General features: G+C 65.4%; 19 protein-coding genes. 7 read left to right on the top strand and 12 right to left on the bottom strand.

Annotated elements, in window-relative coordinates; genetic code table 11:
* Positions 1-35: 35 nt before the first annotated feature.
* The 3 genes from JQ507_04535 to JQ507_04525 all read left to right on the top strand — a co-directional run bounded on the left by JQ507_04535 (position 36) and on the right by JQ507_04525 (position 2,524).
* A complete protein-coding gene (locus tag JQ507_04535) occupies positions 36-512 on the top strand; it encodes a winged helix-turn-helix transcriptional regulator (protein QRI70801.1) in 477 nt (158 codons plus the stop codon).
* A 149-nt stretch (positions 513-661) separates the two neighbouring features.
* Positions 662-1,861 (top strand): hypothetical protein, encoded by a 1,200-nt coding sequence (locus JQ507_04530; GenBank protein ID QRI70800.1) that lies wholly within the window; start codon positions 662-664, stop codon positions 1,859-1,861.
* 198 nt (positions 1,862-2,059) lie between these two features.
* Positions 2,060-2,524 carry an ester cyclase gene (locus tag JQ507_04525; GenBank protein QRI70799.1) on the top strand — a complete coding sequence of 155 codons (465 nt, stop codon included), beginning with the start codon at positions 2,060-2,062 and terminating at the stop codon, positions 2,522-2,524.
* A 94-nt stretch (positions 2,525-2,618) separates the two neighbouring features.
* Here the strand turns inward: JQ507_04525 and JQ507_04520 are convergent, their stop codons facing one another.
* Both JQ507_04520 and JQ507_04515 read right to left on the bottom strand, forming a co-directional pair.
* Positions 2,619-3,086, bottom strand: a complete 468-nt coding sequence (locus JQ507_04520; protein QRI70798.1) for a PaaI family thioesterase — start codon at positions 3,084-3,086, stop codon at positions 2,619-2,621.
* Positions 3,087-3,105: 19 nt separating this feature from the next.
* Positions 3,106-3,684: a methylphosphotriester-DNA--protein-cysteine methyltransferase family protein gene (locus JQ507_04515; GenBank protein ID QRI70797.1), complete on the bottom strand. Its 579-nt coding sequence runs from the start codon at positions 3,682-3,684 to the stop codon at positions 3,106-3,108.
* Positions 3,685-3,890: 206 nt separating this feature from the next.
* Here JQ507_04515 and JQ507_04510 point away from each other — a divergent pair, with 206 nt between their 5' ends.
* A complete protein-coding gene (locus JQ507_04510; protein QRI70796.1) occupies positions 3,891-4,565 on the top strand; it encodes a hypothetical protein in 675 nt (224 codons plus the stop codon).
* Between the two features lie 21 nt (positions 4,566-4,586).
* Here the strand turns inward: JQ507_04510 and JQ507_04505 are convergent, their stop codons facing one another.
* On the bottom strand, positions 4,587-5,003 hold the full coding sequence (locus tag JQ507_04505; protein QRI70795.1) for an META domain-containing protein: 417 nt from the start codon (positions 5,001-5,003) through the stop codon (positions 4,587-4,589).
* Positions 5,004-5,149: 146 nt separating this feature from the next.
* Entirely contained in the window at positions 5,150-6,820 is a 1,671-nt protein-coding gene (locus JQ507_04500) for an L-lactate permease (GenBank protein QRI70794.1), read from the bottom strand.
* A gap of 310 nt (positions 6,821-7,130) precedes the next feature.
* Between JQ507_04500 and JQ507_04495 the strand changes: the two genes are divergently transcribed.
* Positions 7,131-8,873 (top strand): ABC transporter ATP-binding protein/permease, encoded by a 1,743-nt coding sequence (locus JQ507_04495; GenBank protein QRI70793.1) that lies wholly within the window; start codon positions 7,131-7,133, stop codon positions 8,871-8,873.
* 126 nt (positions 8,874-8,999) lie between these two features.
* Here JQ507_04495 and JQ507_04490 read toward each other — a convergent pair whose 3' ends face one another.
* The 5 genes from JQ507_04490 to JQ507_04470 form a co-directional block, all read right to left on the bottom strand.
* On the bottom strand, positions 9,000-9,989 hold the full coding sequence (locus JQ507_04490) for a hypothetical protein (protein ID QRI70792.1): 990 nt from the start codon (positions 9,987-9,989) through the stop codon (positions 9,000-9,002).
* A 382-nt stretch (positions 9,990-10,371) separates the two neighbouring features.
* The gene (locus JQ507_04485; protein ID QRI70791.1) at positions 10,372-10,761 is read right to left on the bottom strand and encodes a histone; all 390 of its coding nucleotides are present in this window, start codon (positions 10,759-10,761) and stop codon (positions 10,372-10,374) included.
* Between the two features lie 255 nt (positions 10,762-11,016).
* Positions 11,017-12,333 carry a glycolate oxidase subunit GlcF gene (glcF, locus tag JQ507_04480; GenBank protein QRI70790.1) on the bottom strand — a complete coding sequence of 439 codons (1,317 nt, stop codon included), beginning with the start codon at positions 12,331-12,333 and terminating at the stop codon, positions 11,017-11,019.
* Positions 12,330-13,568, bottom strand: a complete 1,239-nt coding sequence (locus JQ507_04475) for an FAD-binding protein (GenBank protein QRI70789.1) — start codon at positions 13,566-13,568, stop codon at positions 12,330-12,332. Before JQ507_04475 ends, glcF begins: the two co-directional genes overlap by 4 nt.
* A gap of 32 nt (positions 13,569-13,600) precedes the next feature.
* Entirely contained in the window at positions 13,601-14,290 is a 690-nt protein-coding gene (locus JQ507_04470) for a helix-turn-helix transcriptional regulator (protein ID QRI70788.1), read from the bottom strand.
* Between the two features lie 333 nt (positions 14,291-14,623).
* Here JQ507_04470 and JQ507_04465 point away from each other — a divergent pair, with 333 nt between their 5' ends.
* Positions 14,624-14,962 carry an antibiotic biosynthesis monooxygenase gene (locus JQ507_04465; protein ID QRI73175.1) on the top strand — a complete coding sequence of 113 codons (339 nt, stop codon included), beginning with the start codon at positions 14,624-14,626 and terminating at the stop codon, positions 14,960-14,962.
* Between the two features lie 89 nt (positions 14,963-15,051).
* Here JQ507_04465 and JQ507_04460 read toward each other — a convergent pair whose 3' ends face one another.
* Together JQ507_04460 and JQ507_04455 are read right to left on the bottom strand one after the other, a co-directional pair.
* The gene (locus tag JQ507_04460) at positions 15,052-16,221 is read right to left on the bottom strand and encodes an acyltransferase (protein QRI70787.1); all 1,170 of its coding nucleotides are present in this window, start codon (positions 16,219-16,221) and stop codon (positions 15,052-15,054) included.
* Between the two features lie 188 nt (positions 16,222-16,409).
* The gene (locus JQ507_04455) at positions 16,410-17,903 is read right to left on the bottom strand and encodes an FAD-binding protein (protein QRI70786.1); all 1,494 of its coding nucleotides are present in this window, start codon (positions 17,901-17,903) and stop codon (positions 16,410-16,412) included.
* A gap of 248 nt (positions 17,904-18,151) precedes the next feature.
* Here JQ507_04455 and JQ507_04450 point away from each other — a divergent pair, with 248 nt between their 5' ends.
* Positions 18,152-18,547 carry a cytochrome c family protein gene (locus JQ507_04450; GenBank protein QRI70785.1) on the top strand — a complete coding sequence of 132 codons (396 nt, stop codon included), beginning with the start codon at positions 18,152-18,154 and terminating at the stop codon, positions 18,545-18,547.
* A 58-nt stretch (positions 18,548-18,605) separates the two neighbouring features.
* Here JQ507_04450 and poxB read toward each other — a convergent pair whose 3' ends face one another.
* Complete coding sequence (gene poxB, locus JQ507_04445; protein ID QRI70784.1) at positions 18,606-20,342, bottom strand: ubiquinone-dependent pyruvate dehydrogenase; 1,737 nt, start codon at positions 20,340-20,342, stop codon at positions 18,606-18,608.
* Between the last annotated feature and the right edge of the window lie 88 nt (positions 20,343-20,430).

Genomic DNA, 20,430 nt, shown 5'->3' with positions numbered 1-20,430 from the left:
GACATTATGATGTCAATATACCGCTATGGTGACAAATGCCCCAGACCAAGCGAACGCCGGCGGGTGAAGCCCTGAGCGGCCTGATTCTCGACCTGTTCAGGCTCAACAGCCTGCTGTTCACGTCAGGCGACCGGATGGTGGCCGGGCTCGGGCTGACCAGCGCCCGCTGGCAGATCCTCGGCGCCATCGTCGCCGCCGAACGCCCGCAACCAGTGGCATGGCTGGCGCGCGACCTCGGCGCTGCCCGGCAGAACGTGCAGCGGATCGTCAACGACCTCGCAAGGGACGGGCTCGTCACCTTCGAGACCAACCCGCATCACCGCCGCGCCCAACTCGTGGTGCTGACCGACAAGGGCCGGCAAGCCTTCGACGCGGCGATGCGCCTGCAACTGCCGTGGGTGAACCGCCTCGCCGACGGATTGTCCGTGAAGGACATCGAAACCGTGGCCCGCGTCGTGACGACGCTGCGCGGCAGGCTGGAGAGCGGCGAGGACCCTGACCCGCGCGCATGACGCGCGGCACGCTCCATTTGCCGTGACAGTGCCAGAAGTCACTTCGTCCAACCGCGGCGGCCGCCGTCACGCGGCCTTCTTTTTTGCGCAATGACACGGAGGTTTGCTAGTTACGACGGAACCGATTCTGCCCTTCGAGGACTTATCGTATGCGCGCGCTCCCGCTCCTGCTGCTCGGTCTTGCCGTCGCTTCGGCGCCTGCCCTCGCCCAGATGAAGCTGCAAACCAAGCCGGCAGCCAGTGGCGGCCCCGAGACGCGCTACTTCACCGCGATCGACGGCCTGATGGACGGCAATGCCGACGTCGTCCTGAAGGAAACCCGCCAGGGCAAGACCGTAACCGCGGCGGTGCTCGATGTCTGCTATCCCGCCGACAAGAGCTCCGACCGCAAGGACCGCTTCGTCGCTAACCTCGCCATCAGCGGCCAGACCCTCTCCGGAACCACCCAGAGCGTCGCCGACAAGCAGCCGGTCACCGTCAAGCTGAACCGCAAGCAGACCGGCGACAGCTTTGAGTTCCGCGGCCAGATCACGATCGGCCAGACCGTGACCGAGGTCGCCTCGACGGATAATTCCGATCTCAGCGAGAAGGAATTCCAGGACAACCAGGCCACCGAGGACGGCATCACGCCGCAGCCGAAGGATTTTACCGACGTCTCGCCGGAATCGATCGGCGTGCGGGTGAAGCTCGATGCAGCATCCGACTTCCTCAAGAGCCTGAAGGGCGAGGCCGTCGAGATCGGCACCTCCAGCCTCCCGGTGACCTGCGATGCGTTGCGCTCAGGCGAGCAGACCATCAACCTCACCGTCGATCCCGAGCACGCCAGCGCGCTGCTCGCCAAGGCGAAAGCGGCGCCCGGCGTCACCGCGGCCGGCTGGACCAGCGGCGTGGTCGAGATGGACCGAACCATCCGCTTTGCCGCCGCCGACTGGCGCGATGGCGACAGGATCAACAAGGACAAGCTCGCGTCCGCGATCGCGGGCGTGCTGGCGAAGACACTGGCGGCAAAGCCCGCCTCCGCAACCTGGAATGCGAACACCGGCAAGCTCAAGCTGGTGCTGAAGCGGCCGAGCTCGATCTACCCTGCGCTCGGCCTCACCCAGAACTACGAGGTCACCGCCCTCGTCTCGCCCGACAAGCCCGGCAGCTCCGACAAACTGATGCTGTGGGTCTCGAGCCCGACGGTCTCGACCTCGGACGACAGTGCCGGCGCCAAGCTCAATCTGTCCGACGATTCGAGCAGCGACGAGGAAGGCAGCGAGACCAAGGACGACAACGGCGCGATCGACGCGCTGCTCAAGGAGTTCAAGGGCCAGCGCTGGGACGCCGACAAGTCGGTGTGGCGTTGAGCCACCCGCTTCCCGATTACTCGACGACGTTCGGGAAGCGGCGCCAAGCATCATGTCGACAAAGCGGAATTTCGTCTGAAGGCTGACCGCGCGCCCGATCCGGAATCGGGTGGTGCGGCACGCGTCTCGCATTGCCTAATGCGCGCATTGACACAGCACCGGTCGTGAAACCGGCAACGCGCAATTGGAGACGATGAGATGTCAGAGCAAAACAAAAATGTAGTCGGCCGATGGTTCAAGGAGTTCTGGGGCAACCCGTGGAATCCGCGCATCATCGAAGAACTCGCGGCGTCAGACATCGTGGTGCACTACCCGATGCACGAACCGAAGAAGGGCCGCGCCGCGGTCACGCAGTTCATGACCGAGTTTCGCGAGGCGTTTCCGGATCTCAATTTCTGGGGCGTCGGCGATCTCGTCGCGGAAGGCGACCTCGTCGTCGGCCGCTGGGAAGGCGGCGGCACGCACACCGGGCCAGCGTTCAGCGACTTCCGGCTCGGCTCGCTGCCCGCGGCTTCGGGCCGCAAGATGACATTCGCCGGCACGACCGTGCTGCGCGTGCAGGACGGACGGATCGCCGAGGAGCTCGGACAGGAAGATGCGATCACTGCCATGCTGCAGCTCGGCCTCATTCGCCTGCCCGAGCAGAGTGGTTACGCGGGTTGAACCGACCCTTCGTCGACCAGACACGCTCCAACCTTCTGGGCCGGCATCGCATCTCCTGGTGCGGTGCCGGCTCAGTCTCTCCAGGTATTCCGCATCAAGCAGGAAAGATCAGGCACGTCGTCGTGCCATGCGCGAGCAGCCGTCCCTTGGCGTCGGTGACCCTGCCTTCGGCGGTGCCGACGCGACGTCCGCAATTGAGCACATGGCCCTCGGCCCGGATCGGGCCAGTGTCGGGCGTGATCGGCCGCAGCAGCGAGATCTTGAACTCGAGCGTGGTCTGGCTCGTTCCGGCGTCGAGCATCGACTGCACCGCAAGTCCCATGCAGCTGTCGAGCAGCGTCGCGGTGAGACCGCCATGCACGGTGCCGGCCGGATTGAGATGCGCATCCGTCGGCAGCAGCGTGACGACGACGCGGCCGCGTTCGGCCTCAGTGACATCATAGCCGAGGGTCCGCGCGATGGTGTTGAGCGGCAAGGCGCCGGAGGCGAGCCCCTGGACGAATTCGAGGCCGCTCATCGTGAGTTTCCGTTCGGCACTGACGGTGCCGTAGCTCCTGGCCATTCGCTGATCTCCGTTGGGTTCATTGCAGCATGACGCCTGGCGGCCGCTTCCGTCGCAACGAGGCGGGAGAGCGGCCGTAGAGTTTTGCGAAGGCGGCGTTCATGCGCCTTGCGCTGGAGAAGCCGGCACGTTGCGCCACCAGCGCGAGCGCAAGATCGCCGCCGTCGATCAGGCGCTTGGCGCGCTGCACGCGCAGCGACAATGCGACCTGCAGCGGCGAGGCATCGAGGTGCTCGGCGAACAGCCGCGACAGATGCCGCGTGCCGATGCCGAGCCGGTCGGCCAGCGCCGCGACATTGCCGCGGTCGAGTGCGCCGGCTTCGATCAGCGCCAGCGCGCGCTCGACGGTCGTCCTGGTGCCCTTCCATGCCGGGCAGAACGGCGCCGCCTCGGGACGGCAGCGCAGGCAGGGCCGGAAGCCGGCGCGCTCGGCTGACGCCGCGCTGCCATAGAACCGCACATTGCGGGCGAGCGGCGTGCGCGCCCGACAGACCGGGCGGCAATACACGCCCGTGGTCTTGACCGCGACGAACACGACGCCGTCCCAGGCCGGGTCGCGGCGTTGAAAGGCGGCATATTGTGCGGCGAAATCAAGCATGCGACCGCTATAGCCGCGGCCGCACGCCGAAACGACCCGGTTTGCGGAGACGACGTCCGGAAACGACCGCTGCGTGCGAGCGCCCCCGGGCATTTACGGGGACCTGCGACCAAAAGACTTCGTGCTGCCGCAGTTCGGTCACCGAAAATTAAGGCTCGATTTAGTTTCGAGGATCATCCTTTGCGTCATCGAACACAGGTCACGCCATGCAAGACCGCGAGCCGATCAATCCTGAGAGCATCTGGCCGTCAGATGCGACGGAGGGTCATTCGCCGGCGCAGACGGCGGACCTCTGGGACGTCTCCAGCGAGAATCACGACGCCGCCCTGCTGCTGCGGGAGCCGTTCGCCGACCGCATCGGCACCGCGCTGCTGGCAGCCACCGCGCTCGCCGCGAGCTTCGTGCTGGGCTGGACCGGCGGCGCCAACTGGCATGACTTCGTGGGTCCCGCGCCGGTCCCGGTGGCCCAGAAGGAGGCGCCGGCCCCGCACGTTGCGGAGGCACCGCCGAGCCGAAAGAGCGAAAGCCCGCGCCGGACCGCGTCCAACGCCGAGCCATCGGTCACCGGCAGCATTCCCAAGCCCGTCGCCAACCCGCGCCCGCAAGTGCTGGGGGCAGCGCCCACGACGCTCGGCGCGCAAGCCGCCGCGCTCGGATCAAAGCCGCTGCTTTCGGCGGGACCGGAAACGCGGCCGAGCACGATTCCCGGATGGTCGGTGGTCGAGGTCCGCGACGGCACCGCCGTGCTCGAAGGGCCGGAGGGCGTCAAGATGGCCGCGCGCGGCGACGTCGTCCCCGGCCTCGGGCGGGTCGATTCCATCGTGCGCTGGGGCAACCGCTGGATCGTCGCCACCGCGAGCGGATTGATCGCGACGCCCTGAGCGCCGGCACGACGCTTTCGATCAGTTGCTGTTGATCACGAAGCGCAGCTGCTTGCTGCCGATGAACGTGACCTGATCCCCCTGCCGCCGCCAGCTCGTCATGTCGCCGAGCGCCGCCAGCAGATCCTTGTCGGCCTGCGCCCGGTCCGGCGTGCAGGTGCGGTTCTCCAGCGCGCCGGGCACGAACACGATGGTGTTGCCGGCAACCGAGAACTGGCCCTTGCCGCCATCGCACCACAGCTCGAGGATCACCTCGCCATTGTCGCCGACCTCGATCGAGGGAATCCGCTTCGAGCCCGGCATGCGCGCGGCATCGAGCGTCATCACGAAGCCGAACGGGAATTCCTCCTGAGCCTTGGCCGGAACCGCGGCAAGCGCCGCTGAAACCAACGCCAGCACCGCCACGCCGCCGTTCAAAATCCGCTGCATCGAGCTCATGCCATTCCCCGCAATTGCGACGCCGCCCTTGTATGGGACGAGGCCGCGATTGGCCAGCTTGGCCGCGCGGGAAAAGATCCTGGAAACGCAAAATCCCCGCGGGCTCGCACCCACGGGGATCCTGGTTTGGGCGACGCCTCGCCTCGTTATTTCAAGACCATTGCAGTGAACGGGTAGACGTAGGCCTGCAGCGTCACGAACAGGCCGACCAGACACGCCAGCACGATCGAGTGCAGGAACACGTAGCGCAGGATCGAGCCCTCGTGGCCGTACCAGTTGGTCGCGGTCGAGGCGACCACGATCGATTGCGCGTCGATCATCTTGCCCATCACGCCGCCCGAGGAGTTCGCCGCCGCCATCAGCACCGGCGGCAGGCCGAGCTGCTCGGAGGTGATCTTCTGCAGATTGCCGAACAGGATGTTGGACGAGGTGTCCGATCCGGTCAGCGCCACGCCGAGCCAGCCAAGCAGGGTGCCAAAGAACGGGTAGAGCACGCCGGTCGCGGCGAAGGCGAGGCCGAGGGTGGCATCGACGCCGGACAGCCGGGTCAGCGTCCCGATCGCCAACATCGCCGAGATCGTGATCAGCGAGATCGCGCAGAGGCGGATGGTGCGACCATATTCTGCGACCAGTTTGAGCGGCGAGAAGCCCATCAACAGACCCGAGATGATCGCCGCGATCAGCAAGCCGGTGCCGGTGAACGACAGGTAGGTGAAGCCGAACACCGCGCCTTCCGCCGTCGGCTTAGGCACCACCGGCGGCACCTTGAAGATCAGCTTGTCGAGCTCAGGGACCGGATAGTTCCAGACGAAGTTGGCGTTGGCCCAGGCCTTGAAGGCACCGTTGCCCCAGATCAGCATCAGGACGCAGACGATGATCCACGGCAGCAGTGCGCTCCAGAGTTCGCCTTGCGTCAGCGGCGTCTTGTCGAGCGGCGGGGCGGAGGCCATCGTCGCCGCCGATTCATCGCGGCCGCGCAGTTTCGGCGACAGCCAGAGATGCTCCGGCTGCCAGACCTTGAGAAACAGGATCAGCGCGCCCATCGAGATCAGCGAGGCGCCGATGTCGACGATCCAGGGATTGATGTAGTTCGAGATCACGAATTGCGGGACCGCAAACGACACGCCGGTGACCAGGATCGCCGGCCACACTTCCTTCATGCCGCGCCAGCCCGCGAATGCCCACACCACCCAGAACGGCACGATCAGCGAGAACAGCGGCAACTGCCGGCCGACCATGGCGCCGAGGATGTAGGGATCGAGCCCGGTGACCGAGGCGAGGCCCTGGATCGGCGTCCCCAGCGCGCCGAAGGCGACCGGGGCGGTGTTCGCGATCAGCGACAGGCCGGAGGCTGCGAGCGGCGAGAAGCCGAGCCCGATCAGCACCGCGCCGGTGATCGCGACCGGCGTGCCGAAGCCCGAGGCGCCTTCGAAGAAGGCGCCGAACGAGAACGCGATCAGCAAGAGCTGCAGCCGGCGATCCTCGGTGACGCCGCCGACCGCGCGCTTCAACAGCTCGAACTTCCCGCACCTCACCGTGACCTGATAGAGGAAGATGACGTTGAGCACGATCCAGCCGATCGGGAAGAACCCGGTGACGATGCCGAGGATCGACGCACGGATCGACATGCCGGCCGGCATGGTGAAGACGAAGATCGTGATCAGGTTGGTCACGATCACGGCGATGATGGCGGCGATGTGCGCCTTCACCTTGCCGCTCGCGATCAGGACCAGCAGCGTGACCACGGGAACGGCGGCGGCGAGCGTCGATAGCCCGGCATTGCCGAGCGGATTGTAGATTTGATTCCAGGTATTCATCTCAGGGTCCTTCCCACATTCTTATGCAGCGCGCCGGCATCGGTGCTGGCAGGCGCGCTGGCGCGATTGCGGGAGTCCGTCGGAAAAGTCTCTAGCCCCGGCTCGCGAATGAACGATCGGTAAGGATCGCTCACATCCTCGCGAAAAATCGAAGGTCCCCCGCCCCTCGCCGTTGTCGTCATGCTAGGGTTGACTCGATCGCCGGGACAAGCCAACGCTTGCATGCCAGGCTTACGACTTTAGTCGAGGCCCACGCCGATTGTCCCGACTCTTCAGGCCTTTGCGGCCGCTTCCCCGGAGACGATAATCTGTGAAAAACATTCGCTCGACGCTCGCGACGGTGTGGCGCATCGCCTCGCCCTATTTCAACTCCGAGGACAAATGGGCCGGCCGTGGCTTGCTGGCGGCGGTGATCGTCATCGAGCTCGCCAGCGTCTTTCTCACCGTGCTGTTCAACCGCTGGAACAATGTTTTCTACAACGCGCTGCAGGAGCGCGATCAGGCGGTCTTCAGCTATCAGATCGGCTATTTCTGCGTGCTCGCGGCGTTCTGGATCGGCCTGAAAGTCTACCAGCTCTACCTCAATCAATGGCTGCAGATCCGCTGGCGACGCTGGATGACCACGCGCTATCTCGGCGGCTGGCTGCACGATGCCAACCACTATCGCATGCAGCTGCTCGGTGATGCCGCCGACAACCCGGACCAGCGTATCGCCGACGACACCCAGCGTTTCGTCGAACAGACCCTGACGCTCGGGATCGGACTGTTGAGCTCCGTGGTCACGCTTGCGTCCTTCGTGGTGATCCTGTGGGGCCTGTCCAATCAGGCGCCGCTGCATCTGTTCGGCAACGACATCGCGTTTCCCGGCTATCTGGTCTGGGGCGCGCTGGTCTACGCGATCCTCGGCACAACCTTGACCCATCTGATCGGCCGGCCGCTGGTCGACCTCAATTTCCGGCAGCAGCGGTTCGAAGCCGATTTCCGCTTCAACCTGGTGCGTACCCGCGAGAACGCCGAGCAGATCGCGCTGCTCGAGGGCGAACCGGCCGAGCGCACGCGGTTGCTCAATCGGTTCGGATTCGTGGTCGGGAATTGGCTCGACATCATGCAACGAACCAAGAAACTGACCGCCTTCACCGCGACCTATTCGCAAGCCGCTGTAATCTTCCCCTACGTGCTGATCGCGCCGGCCTATTTCGCCAACAAGATCCAGCTCGGCGGCATGATGCAGACCGCGTCGGCCTTCAGCAGCGTGCAGGATTCACTGTCCTTCTTCATCACCGCCTACCGGACGCTGGCCGAATGGCAATCGGTGGTCGCACGTCTTGACGGCTTCGAGGGCTCGATCCGCGGCGGCGATGCTTTCGCGCAGCGGCAGGACATCATCCGCGTCAAACCCGCAGGCCGCGACGGCATCGAACTCGACGACCTCGTGGTCACCCTGCCCGACGGCAAACCGTTGCTCGCGGCTGACGGCTTCAAGCTTCCCAACCACCAACGCACCCTGGTCACCGGCCCCTCGGGCGCCGGCAAGTCGACGCTGTTCCGTGCCATCGCCGGCATCTGGCCGTTCGGCAAGGGCGCGATCAATGTCCCCGCGAATGCCAGCCTGATGATGCTGCCGCAACATCCCTATCTGCCGATCGGGTCGTTGCACGACGCCGTGGTTTATCCGGGCGCGGCCGCGCAATTCGATGCGGGGCGGGTCCGCGAGATCCTCACCGCCGTCGGATTGCCGCAGCTCGCGGCGCGGCTCGCGGAGGAGGCGCACTGGAACCGGATGCTGTCGCTCGGCGAGCAGCAGCGGCTCGGCATCGCGCGGGCGCTGCTGCATCAACCGCAATTCCTGTTTCTGGACGAGGCGACAGCCTCGCTCGACGAGCCGTCCGAAGCCGCGCTCTACAGGCTGCTCGCCGACAGCCTGCCCGATACCGCGGTGGTGTCGATCGGCCATCGCTCGACGCTCGACGCCTTCCATCAGCGCAACGTCGCGCTGGTCCGTGACGGCGACCGCTTCACCCTGCACGACAGGGTCGAGGCTCCCGCGTCATAGGCGAGCGAAGCGAGGGCCAGAGGTGCGGTTCACCTCTCCCCGGTGGGGAGAGGTGAAAAACAAAGCCGCCGAAAACAAAAAGGGCGGCAGATTGCTCTGCCGCCCCATTGATCCCGGAAAGGGAAATTACTTCAGATTGGACATCGCGGTCAGGTCGACCGAGAGCTTGGCGATACCAGCCGCACCGCACCAGTTGGAACCAGTGCCGCCCGGATTGATCGGGGTGACGTTGGTGGTGCCGCCCGCGGTGTAATCGCTGGTGAAGGCGCTGCAATTGCCCTTCGACATGTCGGTGTCGGAATAGCGCAGATCGAGCGTGAACACCTTGTAGGTGAAGCCGATGCCGATGTTCCAGGTGTTGTAGTCGGCATACTTGATGCCGTTCGGGAACGCCGGGACGCCGTAGAAGCTGTCGGAGGTGCCGAGCCACTGCCGGCCGAACTCACCCGACACATACAGGCCGACGCCGCTGGTGCCGAACACGGTGCTGGGCGCGGTGTACTTGCCGATGATCGACGAATAGTTGCCCCAGGCGCCGGTGTTCAGGAAGTTGGGCGAGTAGTATTCGTTGATCGTGAACGCCCAGTTGTCGTTGATGGTCCAGGTCGCCTTGCCGTAGACCTCGAAGAACGAGACGTCCTTCTTCATCACGTTGCCGTTCGGCAGGAAATTGGTCAGGCACTCGTTGCCGAGCGGTTTGCCCGCAGTGTCGGTAGCGGCGCCGAAGTAGCAGGTTCCGCCCGGATACAGGTAACCCCAGACACCGATGTCGAAGGCGAAGGCGCCGAAGGTCGGGCGGATACCGCCGTAGACGTCGACTTCCGCCGCAGCACGGTTGGCGAAGGAGATGCTTTCGGTCGAGGTGCCGATGTAGAGCTGCAGGTCCTTGTTGACGTTGTAGCGCGGCTCGAAATAGGCGGTGACCGATGGATTATGGTTCGACTGCGTGACGCCGCGGAAGATGTAGTCGCTGACGATGCCGGCGCCGAAGGCGATATCCCAGGGATCGAAGGGAGCCGGCGGCGGCGCCTTGACGGCCTTCACCGCCATGTCAGCTGCCATTGCCGAGCTCGAAATCATTGCTAGCGCCGTTGCTAACAAAGCCAGTTTCTTCATGACGGTCCCCATCCAAATGTCCAGACAGCCCAGCTCCGGTGGCCCCCAGGGCGCGCGATAACGGACTGCAACTCAATCGTGTGTGATCAATCTGAAACGCAGCTCCCTTTTGGAGAAGGCGAAAAGACATGCATCTGCCGACTTTTTAGGCGTTCTGGCAGTCCCGGCACACGTTGGTTGATGGGTGTTGCATTTGCACCACAAAACTGAGGCTCCCGTTCCGGTTGAACGACCCGCTCAGCCGGAAATGAGCAACGGTTCGACACACTGCGGGCGGTGCCGACGCGAATCGTCTTCTCCGCAAAACTACGGACCACTGACACGGAAAAAGCCGCAGCGGCGTCCGCTGCGGCTTCGGTCGGATGAACCGGTGCAGGTTCGGTCAGTGGTGCTCACCATCGGAGGTGCCCCAGCTCGGCGCCGGCTCGTGGCTCGGCGTGGCCCAGCTCGGGGCCGGCTGCGGCGCAGGCTCGGGCGCCGGCGTGGCTGCAACCGGGGCGGCCGGCTTCGGCGCGGCGGCCTTCTTCGGAGCGCTCTTCTTGGCAGCTTTCTTCGCAGCCTTCTTGGGTGCGGCCTTCTTCGGAGCAGCCTTCTTCGCAACTTTCTTGGCAGCCTTCTTGGCTGACTTCTTCGCCGATTTCTTTGCAGACTTCTTCGCGGCCTTCTTGGCCGACTTCTTTGCGGACTTCTTGGCCGACTTCTTCTTGGCCGCTACCGCCTTCTTGGCCTTTTTGGCCTTCTTGCTTTTCTTTGCCTTCTTCGACTTCGCCATTGTGGTCCTCCTATTGCCGCTGATTTGAGTCCACCGCGTATTGAAGTGATCGCTTGCCGGTCGTTGGCTGCGCCTCGGGGAGAGGCGCCCTCCACTTCACTTGTCGGGCATGATGGCCGCGCGATCGCTTCGCGTCTGTGGCAGGGAAGCGCCTGACTTTCACATTGCTTCAGACACATTGCGTCAGACATGTTGCGTCAGGCACGTTGCGTCAGGGCAAGGCTGAGGTCCGGATCATGCTCGAGTGGCAGTCGATCAATTCAATCCTGGCCGGGGACCTCCTGTCGCCCAATCGAGAAGCTCAATCGTGTGCACCACAGGAACTGACGTACCGCCGGCAATCTGAACCATGCACCCAATATTGCCCGCGGCGATCATGTCCGGTTTGACAAGCGCAATATTGGCGACCTTGCGATCGCGCAATCTGCTCGCAATGTCGGGCTGGAGAATGTTGTAGGTCCCCGCCGAACCGCAACACAAATGGCTCTCGGGTACATCTTTCACCACGAATCCATTCTTGGAAAGCAATTCTTTCGGAAGTTGAGTGATTTTCTGTCCATGCTGCAACGAACAAGCCGAGTGATAGGCGACGGTGACATCGCCTATCTGCGTTGAAGGCGCGAGCTCGAGGCCGGCGAGATACTCGGTGATATCCTTCGCCAGCGCCGAGATTCGCTGCGCCGGCCCGGCGAATGCTTTGTCCTCGCGCAGCAGGTAGCCGTAGTCTTTGACAACTGTCCCACAGCCCGAGGTCGTCACCAGAATGGCGTCGAGCCCGTTCTGGTCCGCTTCCCTTTGCCACACCGTGATGTTGGCCCGCGCGCGCGCCAGCGCGTCGCCGTCCTGTCCCATGTGATGGGTCAACGCGCCGCAGCATTGCTCGTCCCTGACCAGCACCACCTCGACGCCGTGCCGGGTCAGCACGTTGATGGCGGCCTGATTGATCCGCGGCGCCAGCACCTGCTGGGCGCAGCCCTGCAGCAGCGCGACCCTGCCGCGGCGCCGCCCGATTGGCGCAAACACGGTTCCCGCTGCCGGTCCCGGCTGCGGCAGGCCGCGCGGCGCGAGCGCCAGCATCGCCTTGATCCGCCGCAGCAGGCCGGGGCTCGCCGCGCCGACCGACGGCGTCGGGAGCAGCGCTGCGAACGGCCGGGCGAGCCCGGCCAGGATCATGCTGGTCCGGAACAGGCCGGGACGCGGCAGCACGAAAGCGAGCACCGACCGCAGCAGCCGCTCGGTCAGCGGCCGCTGATAGTCCCGCTCGATCCTGACCCGGGCCTGGTCGACGAGGTGCATGTAGTTCACGCCCGACGGACAGGTGGTCATGCAGGCAAGGCACGACAGGCAACGGTCGATATGCTTGACCACCTCAGCCGTCGGCGGCTTGTCCTTCTCCAGCATCTCCTTGATCAAATAGATGCGGCCGCGCGGGCTATCGAGTTCGTCGCCGAGCAGGACATAGGTCGGGCAGGTCGCGGTGCAGAAGCCGCAATGCACGCAGGCGCGCAGGATCTTGTCGGCTTCCTGGATGTCGGGATCGGCAAGCTGAGCCAGGGAAAATTCGGTCTTCATGCACCCCCGCCTCGTATCATCCGGCCGCGGTTGAGCACCGATCGCGGATCGAAGCTCGCCCGCACCCGCTCGCCGAGCGCGGCAAGCCCGGCCGCCTGCGGCTGGAACACGTCGACCGCGCGGCGCACATCTTCGCTGGCCCGGATCAAGGTGGCGTGTCCGCCGATCGCCTCGACATGGCTGCGGACCAGCACGGCATGCGCGTCGGCGTTGGGCGGCACCGCGGCCCAGATCAGCGCGCCGCCCCAGTCATAGATCACCTCGCCGCCGGTCTCACGCGCCAGCGCCTGGCCGAACGCGCCACCCGAGGCCGGCGGGCAAACGATGCGCCACACCGGCCAGGTCCCGAGCGCGCCGTTCGCGGCGAACGGCAAGACGTCGCGCAGCGCGCTCCAGATCGCAGCAGAAGCATCGTCAGCAAGGACGTCGACCGTTGCATAGGACGAGAGGGTCTGGCTCAACGAAGCGGCCCGGTGGATCGCCGAGGCCGAAATCCCCTCGAGCCGCACCAGCGTGACCGGCTGGCCGGAGGTTGCGAGGCCGGCGAGCGCGCCGGTTCCGGAGCGCAGCGCCGAACCAGGCAGATGCGCCGCGCCCGAGACGTCGAACGGCGAGCCCAGCGCCGCGGTCATCGCCTTGTTGGCGGTGACGTCGTCGAGGCCGCGCAGCACCAGCGTCCGCTCGGCCTCCGGCTTCGGCATGACCTTGAGTGTCACTTCGGTCATGACCGCGAGTGTGCCCCAGGACCCGGTGAGCAGCTTGCAGAGATCGTAGCCGGTGACGTTCTTCACCACCCGCCCGCCGGTCTTGAAGCCGTCGCCGAAGCCGGACACCGCGTGCGCCCCGAGCAGATGATCCCTGATGCCGCCGGCCTTGATGCGGCGCGGACCGGCAAGGCCGGCGCCGATCATGCCGCCGATCGTGCCGGCGCCCGCGCTGCCGAGCAGCACCGAAATGTCCACCGGCTCGAAGGCGAATTGCTGGTTCTTGGCATCGATCAGGGATTGCACGTCGGCGAGCGGCGCGCCGGCCTCGACGGTGATGATCAGCTCGTTCGGCTCATAGGCGGTGACCGCGTTCAGCACCGACACGTCGAGCACCGCATTGGTCGCCATCGGATGGCCGATGGCGCGCTTCGATCCATGACCGATGATCTCAAGCGGCTGCTCGCTGGCGATCGCCGCGCGCACCACCTCTTCGACATCCTTGATGTCTCTGACTTTGAGCGTTTCCACAGGCTAGGCGGTATCGAAATTCGGCTCCGAAATCAAATGCGCGCGCCGAACACGTCTCGGAATGCGACGAGCCCGGGGGCGGTGATCTCGACCGAACGGCCCTGCGGCCGGCGCCGGATCCAGTCGCGCTGCAACGCGAGGTCGGCAACCGCGGCCCCTGCCCGTCCGGCCAGATGCGGACGCCGCTCGCTCCAGTCGAGACAGGGCCGGCACAACAGCCGCCGGCTCCGCGCCGGCGCACGCAGGTCGATGCCGAGATCACGGAGAAATGCGCGGCCCGACGCGGTCAGCTCGCCGGCCTCCGGGTCGAGGTGGAGGTGACCGCGTTCCCGCATCGCGTCGGTGACGGCGACGCCGAGCTCGCCGGCAAGGTGGTCGTAGCAGGTCCGGGCCCGGCGCATCTCCGCATCGATCCGCGGCGGCGGGCGGGACGGATGCGGGTCGATCGCCGCAACCGTCATCATGCCTTCGAGCATCTGCGCAACCAGCGGGGTAGCCAGCCGGTAGAGGCGCCGCGGACCCTGCCGCTCGACCTTGAGCAGCGCACGCTCGACCAGCCGGGCCAGGTGCCAGCTCGCGGTCTGGGGCGTGACGCCCGCGACCCGCGCCAGCTCGCTCGCGGTCTGCGCGCGTCCGTCCATCAGCCGCGACAGGATGCCGGCGCGGCCGGGATCGGCGATCAGGGCGGCGAGCTCCGCAAGCTCGGGGGCGATGGTCTGCATGGCCGGTTCCTGTCGAAGTCATCCATTTGTCGCACGCCAGGCCGCCGCGACGCTTCGATCATGGTCGAAATGTTCACGACATCGACACTTCGATCGCCGCCTAACCGAACCCGCAGATCGATCCCCTATCTCTCGCCCTGCGGTTCGGCTGGCATAACGGTTGGCGCAAATCATCTGGAGGCGATCATGAAGCGTTCGGAAGTCAAGACCACGACGATGATGCTCACCCGACGATCGGCCATCGGCTCGCTCGTCGCGGCCATGACGATCGCCGGCGTCTCGCCCGGGTCCGGATCGCAAGCTCGATCGGAGCAAAGCAACGGAGGACTACCAATGAAGCACTATGCGATGAGCACGAGAACCATCAGCGATGCGATCAACACGTCAGGCCTTCTGGTCGTCGCGCAATGGGAAGCCAAGGAAGGCGAGGCCGACAAGGTCGCGGCAATCCTCGACAGCTTCCTGCCCGAGGCGCAGAAAGACCCCGGCACCAAGCTGTTCCTGATCGGCCGCGGCAAGGACAATCCGGCACAGTTCCTGTTCTACGAATTGTTCCAGGACGAAGCGGCGTTCAAGGCGCATGCGGAGAGCGCCTATTTCAAGACCTACATCGCGGAGCAGGCGCTGCCGCTGCTCGCCAAGCGCGAGCGGACACAATACACGCTGCTGTGAGCTGCGGCGCCGAGGAAAGCGCGTCAAACAACAAGCTGGAGCTTCGGTTCTGACTGGAACCGAAGCTCATCCTTCCCGCAGATGCAAGGTCAGATCGATGCGCTGCTGTTGCCGAGGGATGCGCGCAACTCGACGCGCTCCGGCGGCCTGCGCCAGAAGCCGACGATCGCCATCCGCGACAGCACCGCGGCCTCAAACGTCTCGACCCGCCCCCGGAGCCGAAGCGCGTGTTTCTCGACGAGATGCCAGGACGCGACGGCGACGCCGAAGGCAAGCGGCAGGCTGATCAGGACGTTCAGATACCAGTGCTGGAGCGGCGGGCCGAGCGAGGCAATGCATTGCTGGATGACGAAGCCATAGAGATACAGCCCGTAGGAGTAATCGCCCGACGACACGATCCAGCTCCGCCGCGGATTCATCAGGCCGAGATAGCACGCGACATAGGCGGCCGGCACCGGCGCCAGCGCGTCGCCGCGGCCGGTGGCCATGCCGGCGGCGCACGCCAGCAGCGCCAGCAAGCACAGGGTGCGGTGGAACGGAACCTTGTCGCGCCAGAGGTAGAAGCCGACGCCGGCAAGGAAGCAGAACACCAGAAGATGCGGGCGAAGCTGGATCGGCACCTCGTCCCAGCGGTAGATGTCGTAGCTCAGCAGCGCGACCTGAACGGCCACCAGGAACACCAGGTAGGCCACCCTGTTGAAGCAGATCGTAGTCACCGCGAGCAGCGCCAGCACGACGTAGCACCACAATTCATACGGCACCGTCCAGAGCTGGGCGTTCACCACGTCCGGCATCGGATTGTGCAGGAAGACGCCCGGCAGCTCGTATTGGATGTCGCCGACGATATTGAGAAAATAGGCGTGGAGTTTCGGGTCGGCGACATACTGCGCCAACGGCAGCTCGGTGAAGATCGAGCCGATGATGATGGCCGACAGCGTGGTCTCGACCGCGAGCGCGGGCCCGATCCGAAGCACGCGCAGGCCAAGGAAGGAAATCAGGCTCTTGCAGCGCTGCAGGCTCGCCGTCACCAGGAAGCCGCTCAGGGAGAAGAACAGCGCCAGGATCATCGCGATGCCGATGCGAAGCGTGCTCTGGATCTCCAGCGCCCGACCGAGCCCGAGCGTCACGTTCGCGCCGTGCAGGCAGATGATCGTCGTCGCCAGCGCGATCCGCATGTAGTCGAAACCCGCCGGCCGATTGCGCGTAAGCGCCAGCTGATCGGCCAGGCTGGGCATCGATGTGTTCCCGAAGACATGCATCCCAGGGAAAATACCGGGGAACAGCTGAAGGCCGTGTAAACGGTGCAAGCCGCAATTGCAGCGACGCGCGACGGCAGCCCGGACGGCGCGCCACGGCCATCGCGGCCAGCATCGGTTAAGGTTATCGGTTCGAAAGGACGATCCGTCGAATTGTATCGATCGACGCCCTCGCCGGAGCGACGCCGCGCCTAGAACCGCGGGATGTCCGGAAACGCCAGCTTGCCGGCGTGGACATGGACGCGGCCGAGTTCGGCACAGCGATGCAGCGTCGGAAACACCTTGCCGGGGTTGAGCAAGCCCTCGGCATCGAAGGCGCATTTCAGCCGCTGCTGCTGGTTGAGGTCGATCTCGGTGAACATCTCCGGCATCAGATCGCGCTTTTCGATGCCGACGCCGTGCTCGCCGGTGAGCACGCCGCCGAGCTCGACGCAGCAGCGCAGGATGTCGGCGCCGAACGCCTCGGCTTTCTCGATCTCGCCCGGCTTGTTGGCATCGTAGAGGATCAGCGGGTGCAGATTGCCGTCGCCGGCGTGGAACACATTGGCGACGCCGAGGCCATATTTCTCCGAGAGCTCGCGGATCCGTGCCAGCGCCTTCGGCAGCGCGCCGCGCGGGATCGTTCCGTCCATGCAGAGATAATCCGGCGAGATGCGCCCGACCGCGGGGAAGGCGGCCTTGCGGCCGGCCCAGAACAGATTGCGCTCGGCCTCCGAGGTCGAGATCAGGCAGGAGGTCGAACCGCAACCCTGCGCGATCGCCTCGACCCGCTTGATCAATTCATCAACCTCGACCTGCGGACCGTCGAGCTCGATGATCAGGAGCGCCTCGACGTCGAGCGGGTAGCCGGCATGAACGAAGGCCTCCGCAGCGTGGATCGCGGGCTTGTCCATCATCTCCATGCCGCCCGGGATGATGCCGGCGCCGATGATGGCAGCCACGCATTCGCCGGCCGCCTCGACCTCCGCAAAGCCGACCATCAGCGCCCGCGCCGTCTCCGGCTTCTGCAGGATGCGCACCGTGATCTCGGTGATGACGCCGAGCAGTCCTTCCGAGCCGGTGATGATGCCCATCAGATCGTAGCCGGCGTTCTCGGCCGACTTGCCGCCGATGCGCAGGATCTCGCCCGACATCAGCACGATCTCGCAGCCCAGCACGTTGTTGGTGGTCATGCCGTATTTCAGGCAATGCACGCCGCCGGAATTCTCCGCGACGTTGCCGCCGATCGAGCAGGCGATCTGCGACGACGGATCGGGCGCATAATAGAAGCCGGCATGGGCGACCGCCTGGCTGATCGCCAGATTGGTGACGCCGGGCTCGGTGACGACAACGCGGTTGTCGAAGTCGATCTCGCGGATCCGCTTGAACTTGCCGAGGCCCAGCAGCACGCCGTCGGCGAGCGGCAGCGCACCGCCGGACAGCGAGGTGCCCGAACCGCGCGGCACCACCTTGATGCCCTGCCCCTGGCAGTATTTGAGGACTTTTGCGACCTGCTCGGTGGTATCGGGCAGCACCACGACCATCGGCGGCTGCCGATAGGCAGTCAGGCCGTCGGATTCATAGGCCAGCATCTCGGCGGCGCTGTCGATCACGCCCTCGCCCGGAACGATGGCGCGCAAGGCAGCCACGATCTCGGCGCGGCGCGCAAGCACGGCCTGGTCGGCCGCCGGCATCATGATGGACATCGGTGTTCCCTCGGCGGGCTTTTGCCCTTTGCCGATTTGTTACGACAAATCAATCAGCTCTGCACCTGTTTCAGTCGACTTGTTTCAGTCGACCGGCCGAAGGTCGGATTGCCCTGCCCGGCAATGCCGAGTTCTCTCTCGGGCAAGCAGGCGGCCGCGAAACCTGTCAAAGTTTCGTGGCTTGTCCTGCCCAAGCCGGACATGCCACAAAAGATCACTACCTCCCGGGACGAAACGAAGAGAACCCCATGAACCTGAAGACCTTGAGCGCGCTGGCGGTCGTCACATCGCTGGCCACCGCATCCTCCGCGCTGGCGCAGGATGCCGCCGCCGGCAAGACCTCGTTCAACAAATGCCTCGCCTGCCACGCGATCGGCGAAGGCGCCAAGAACAAGGTCGGCCCTGAGCTCAACGGCCTCGACGGCCGCCACTCCGGCACCGCGCCGGACTACAATTATTCCGATGCCAACAAGAACTCCGGGATCACCTGGAACAAGGACACCTTCCTCGAATACATTAAGGATCCGAAGGCCAAGATCCCGGGCACCAAGATGGCGTTCGCCGGCATCAAGAACGAGACCGAGGCCAACAATCTGTGGGCCTATGTGTCGTCGTTCGACAAGGACGGCAAGCAGAAGCAGTAATCGGCGGCATCGGCCGCGCGTCTGCCCTGGCTAGGGGCCGGGGCAGACGCCGCTGCGATCAGCGCGGCAACAGGTTGGTCTTGGCGAGATCGACCACCTCGTCGCCGCGGCCGCTCATCACGGCGCGCAGCACCCACAGGCTGAAGCCTTTGACCTGTTCCAGGGTGATGGTCGGCGGCATCGACAATTCCTGCGTCGCGGTCACGACGTCGAGCACGGCCGGGCCGTCATGCGCGAGCACGTCGCGGATCGCGCCCTCGAGCTCGCCGGGATCCTCCACCCTGACGCCGTGAATGCCCATGGCGCGGGCCATCGCCGCGAAATCCGGATTCTTCAGGTCGACCCCGGTCTCGATGAAGCCGGCCGCCTTCATCTCCAGCGCGACGAAGCCGAGCACGCTGTTGTTGAAGATCACGACCTTCACCGGCAGCTTCGCTTGCGTCAGCGTGATCAAATCACCCATCAGCATGGCAAAGCCGCCGTCGCCGGACATCGACACCACTTGCCGCGCGGGCTGCGCGGCCTGGACGCCGATCGCATGCGCCATCGCGTTGGCCATCGAGCCGTGGACCCAGGAGCCGACCAGCCGGCGGCGGCCGTTCATCTTTAGGTAGCGCGCGGCCCAGATCGTCGGCGTGCCGACGTCGGCGGTGAACACCGCATCCTCGCTGGCCTGCTCGCTGAGCAGGCGCGCCAGATATTGCGGATGGATCGGCTTCTGGCCGGGCTTGCCGCGGGCCAGATCGTCGAGCCCGGCACGGGCGTCCTTGTAGTGCGCGAGGCTGGAGTCGAGAAACTTGCGGTCGGTCTTCGGGTTGAGCTTGGGCAGCAGCGCGGCGATGGTCTCGCCGACGTCGCCGACGATGCCGAGATCGAGCTTGCAGCGGCGGCCGAGATTTTCCGGGCGGAGATCGACCTGGGCGATGCTGATGCCGGTCGGGAAGAACTGCTTGTAGGGGAAATCGGTGCCCAGCATCAGCAGCACGTCGCAGCCATGCATCGCGGCATAGCCGGAGGAAAAGCCGATGAAGCCGGTCATGCCGACATCGTAGGGATTGTCGTATTCGACATATTCCTTGCCGCCGAGCGCATGCACGATCGGGCTCTTCAGCGTCTCGGCGAGCTTGAGCAGGCCGTCATGCGCGCCGGCGCAGCCGCGGCCGCAGAACAGCGTGACGCGCTTGGCGCCATTGAGCAGCGCGGCCAGCGCGTTCAATTGGGCGTCGGCCGGACGCACCACCGGCACCGGCGGCAGCAGGCCGGCATTCGGCGCGATATCGCGCTTCGGCGCCGGCCGCATCGCGACGTCGCCCGGCAGCACCAGCACCGCGACGCCGCGCTTGCCGACCGCGGCACGGATCGCATTCTCCAGCATGTAGGGCAGTTGTGCCGGGTCCGACACCAGTTCGCAGTAATGGCTGCATTCGCGGAACAGGTCCTGCGGATGGGTCTCCTGGAAATAGCCGCCGCCGATCTCGGCCGAGGGAATCTGCGCCGCCAGCGCCAGGACCGGCGTACGGCTGCGATGTGCGTCGAACAGCCCGTTGATGAGGTGCAGATTGCCCGGGCCGCAGGAGCCCGCGCACACCGCGAGATCTCCGGTGATCTGGGATTCGGCGGCGGCGGCGAACGCCGCAACCTCTTCGTGGCGCACATGCAGCCAGTCGATCGTGCCGCGCTTGCGCAGGGCCTCGGTGAGGCCGTTGAGGCTGTCGCCCACGACACCGTAGATGCGCTTCACGCCGGTCTGGGCAAGGGTTTCGGCGATGAGGTCGGCGATGTTGTCGATCCGCATGAGAGGTGTCCTTTGATGAAACCGGAAAGCCGCGCGTGACATGATGTTTGGCGCCACACGGCGGCGCAAGTCTTGCCAGATCACATTC

The organism is Bradyrhizobium sp. PSBB068, from assembly GCA_016839165.1.
In the GTDB taxonomy this organism is placed as follows: domain Bacteria; phylum Pseudomonadota; class Alphaproteobacteria; order Rhizobiales; family Xanthobacteraceae; genus Bradyrhizobium.
The sequence above is the reverse complement of the archived record's forward strand: the minus strand, read 5'-3'. Positions and strand labels throughout refer to the sequence as shown.

Excerpts from the sequence above, each read along its gene's own strand:
- JQ507_04460 (QRI70787.1), bottom strand. The coding sequence starts at position 16,221 with ATGCATGTCTTCGGGAACACATCGATGCCCAGCCTGGCCGATCAGCTG.
- JQ507_04450 (QRI70785.1), top strand. The coding sequence starts at position 18,152 with ATGAACCTGAAGACCTTGAGCGCGCTGGCGGTCGTCACATCGCTGGCC.
- poxB (QRI70784.1), bottom strand. The coding sequence starts at position 20,342 with ATGCGGATCGACAACATCGCCGACCTCATCGCCGAAACCCTTGCCCAG.
- JQ507_04500 (QRI70794.1), bottom strand. The coding sequence starts at position 6,820 with ATGAATACCTGGAATCAAATCTACAATCCGCTCGGCAATGCCGGGCTA.
- JQ507_04535 (QRI70801.1), top strand. The coding sequence starts at position 36 with ATGCCCCAGACCAAGCGAACGCCGGCGGGTGAAGCCCTGAGCGGCCTG.
- glcF (QRI70790.1), bottom strand. The coding sequence starts at position 12,333 with ATGAAGACCGAATTTTCCCTGGCTCAGCTTGCCGATCCCGACATCCAG.
- JQ507_04490 (QRI70792.1), bottom strand. The coding sequence starts at position 9,989 with ATGAAGAAACTGGCTTTGTTAGCAACGGCGCTAGCAATGATTTCGAGC.
- JQ507_04465 (QRI73175.1), top strand. The coding sequence starts at position 14,624 with ATGAAGCACTATGCGATGAGCACGAGAACCATCAGCGATGCGATCAAC.
- JQ507_04505 (QRI70795.1), bottom strand. The coding sequence starts at position 5,003 with ATGAGCTCGATGCAGCGGATTTTGAACGGCGGCGTGGCGGTGCTGGCG.
- JQ507_04455 (QRI70786.1), bottom strand. The coding sequence starts at position 17,903 with ATGTCCATCATGATGCCGGCGGCCGACCAGGCCGTGCTTGCGCGCCGC.
- JQ507_04510 (QRI70796.1), top strand. The coding sequence starts at position 3,891 with ATGCAAGACCGCGAGCCGATCAATCCTGAGAGCATCTGGCCGTCAGAT.
- JQ507_04525 (QRI70799.1), top strand. The coding sequence starts at position 2,060 with ATGTCAGAGCAAAACAAAAATGTAGTCGGCCGATGGTTCAAGGAGTTC.
- JQ507_04520 (QRI70798.1), bottom strand. The coding sequence starts at position 3,086 with ATGGCCAGGAGCTACGGCACCGTCAGTGCCGAACGGAAACTCACGATG.
- JQ507_04530 (QRI70800.1), top strand. The coding sequence starts at position 662 with ATGCGCGCGCTCCCGCTCCTGCTGCTCGGTCTTGCCGTCGCTTCGGCG.
- JQ507_04485 (QRI70791.1), bottom strand. The coding sequence starts at position 10,761 with ATGGCGAAGTCGAAGAAGGCAAAGAAAAGCAAGAAGGCCAAAAAGGCC.
- JQ507_04470 (QRI70788.1), bottom strand. The coding sequence starts at position 14,290 with ATGCAGACCATCGCCCCCGAGCTTGCGGAGCTCGCCGCCCTGATCGCC.
- JQ507_04515 (QRI70797.1), bottom strand. The coding sequence starts at position 3,684 with ATGCTTGATTTCGCCGCACAATATGCCGCCTTTCAACGCCGCGACCCG.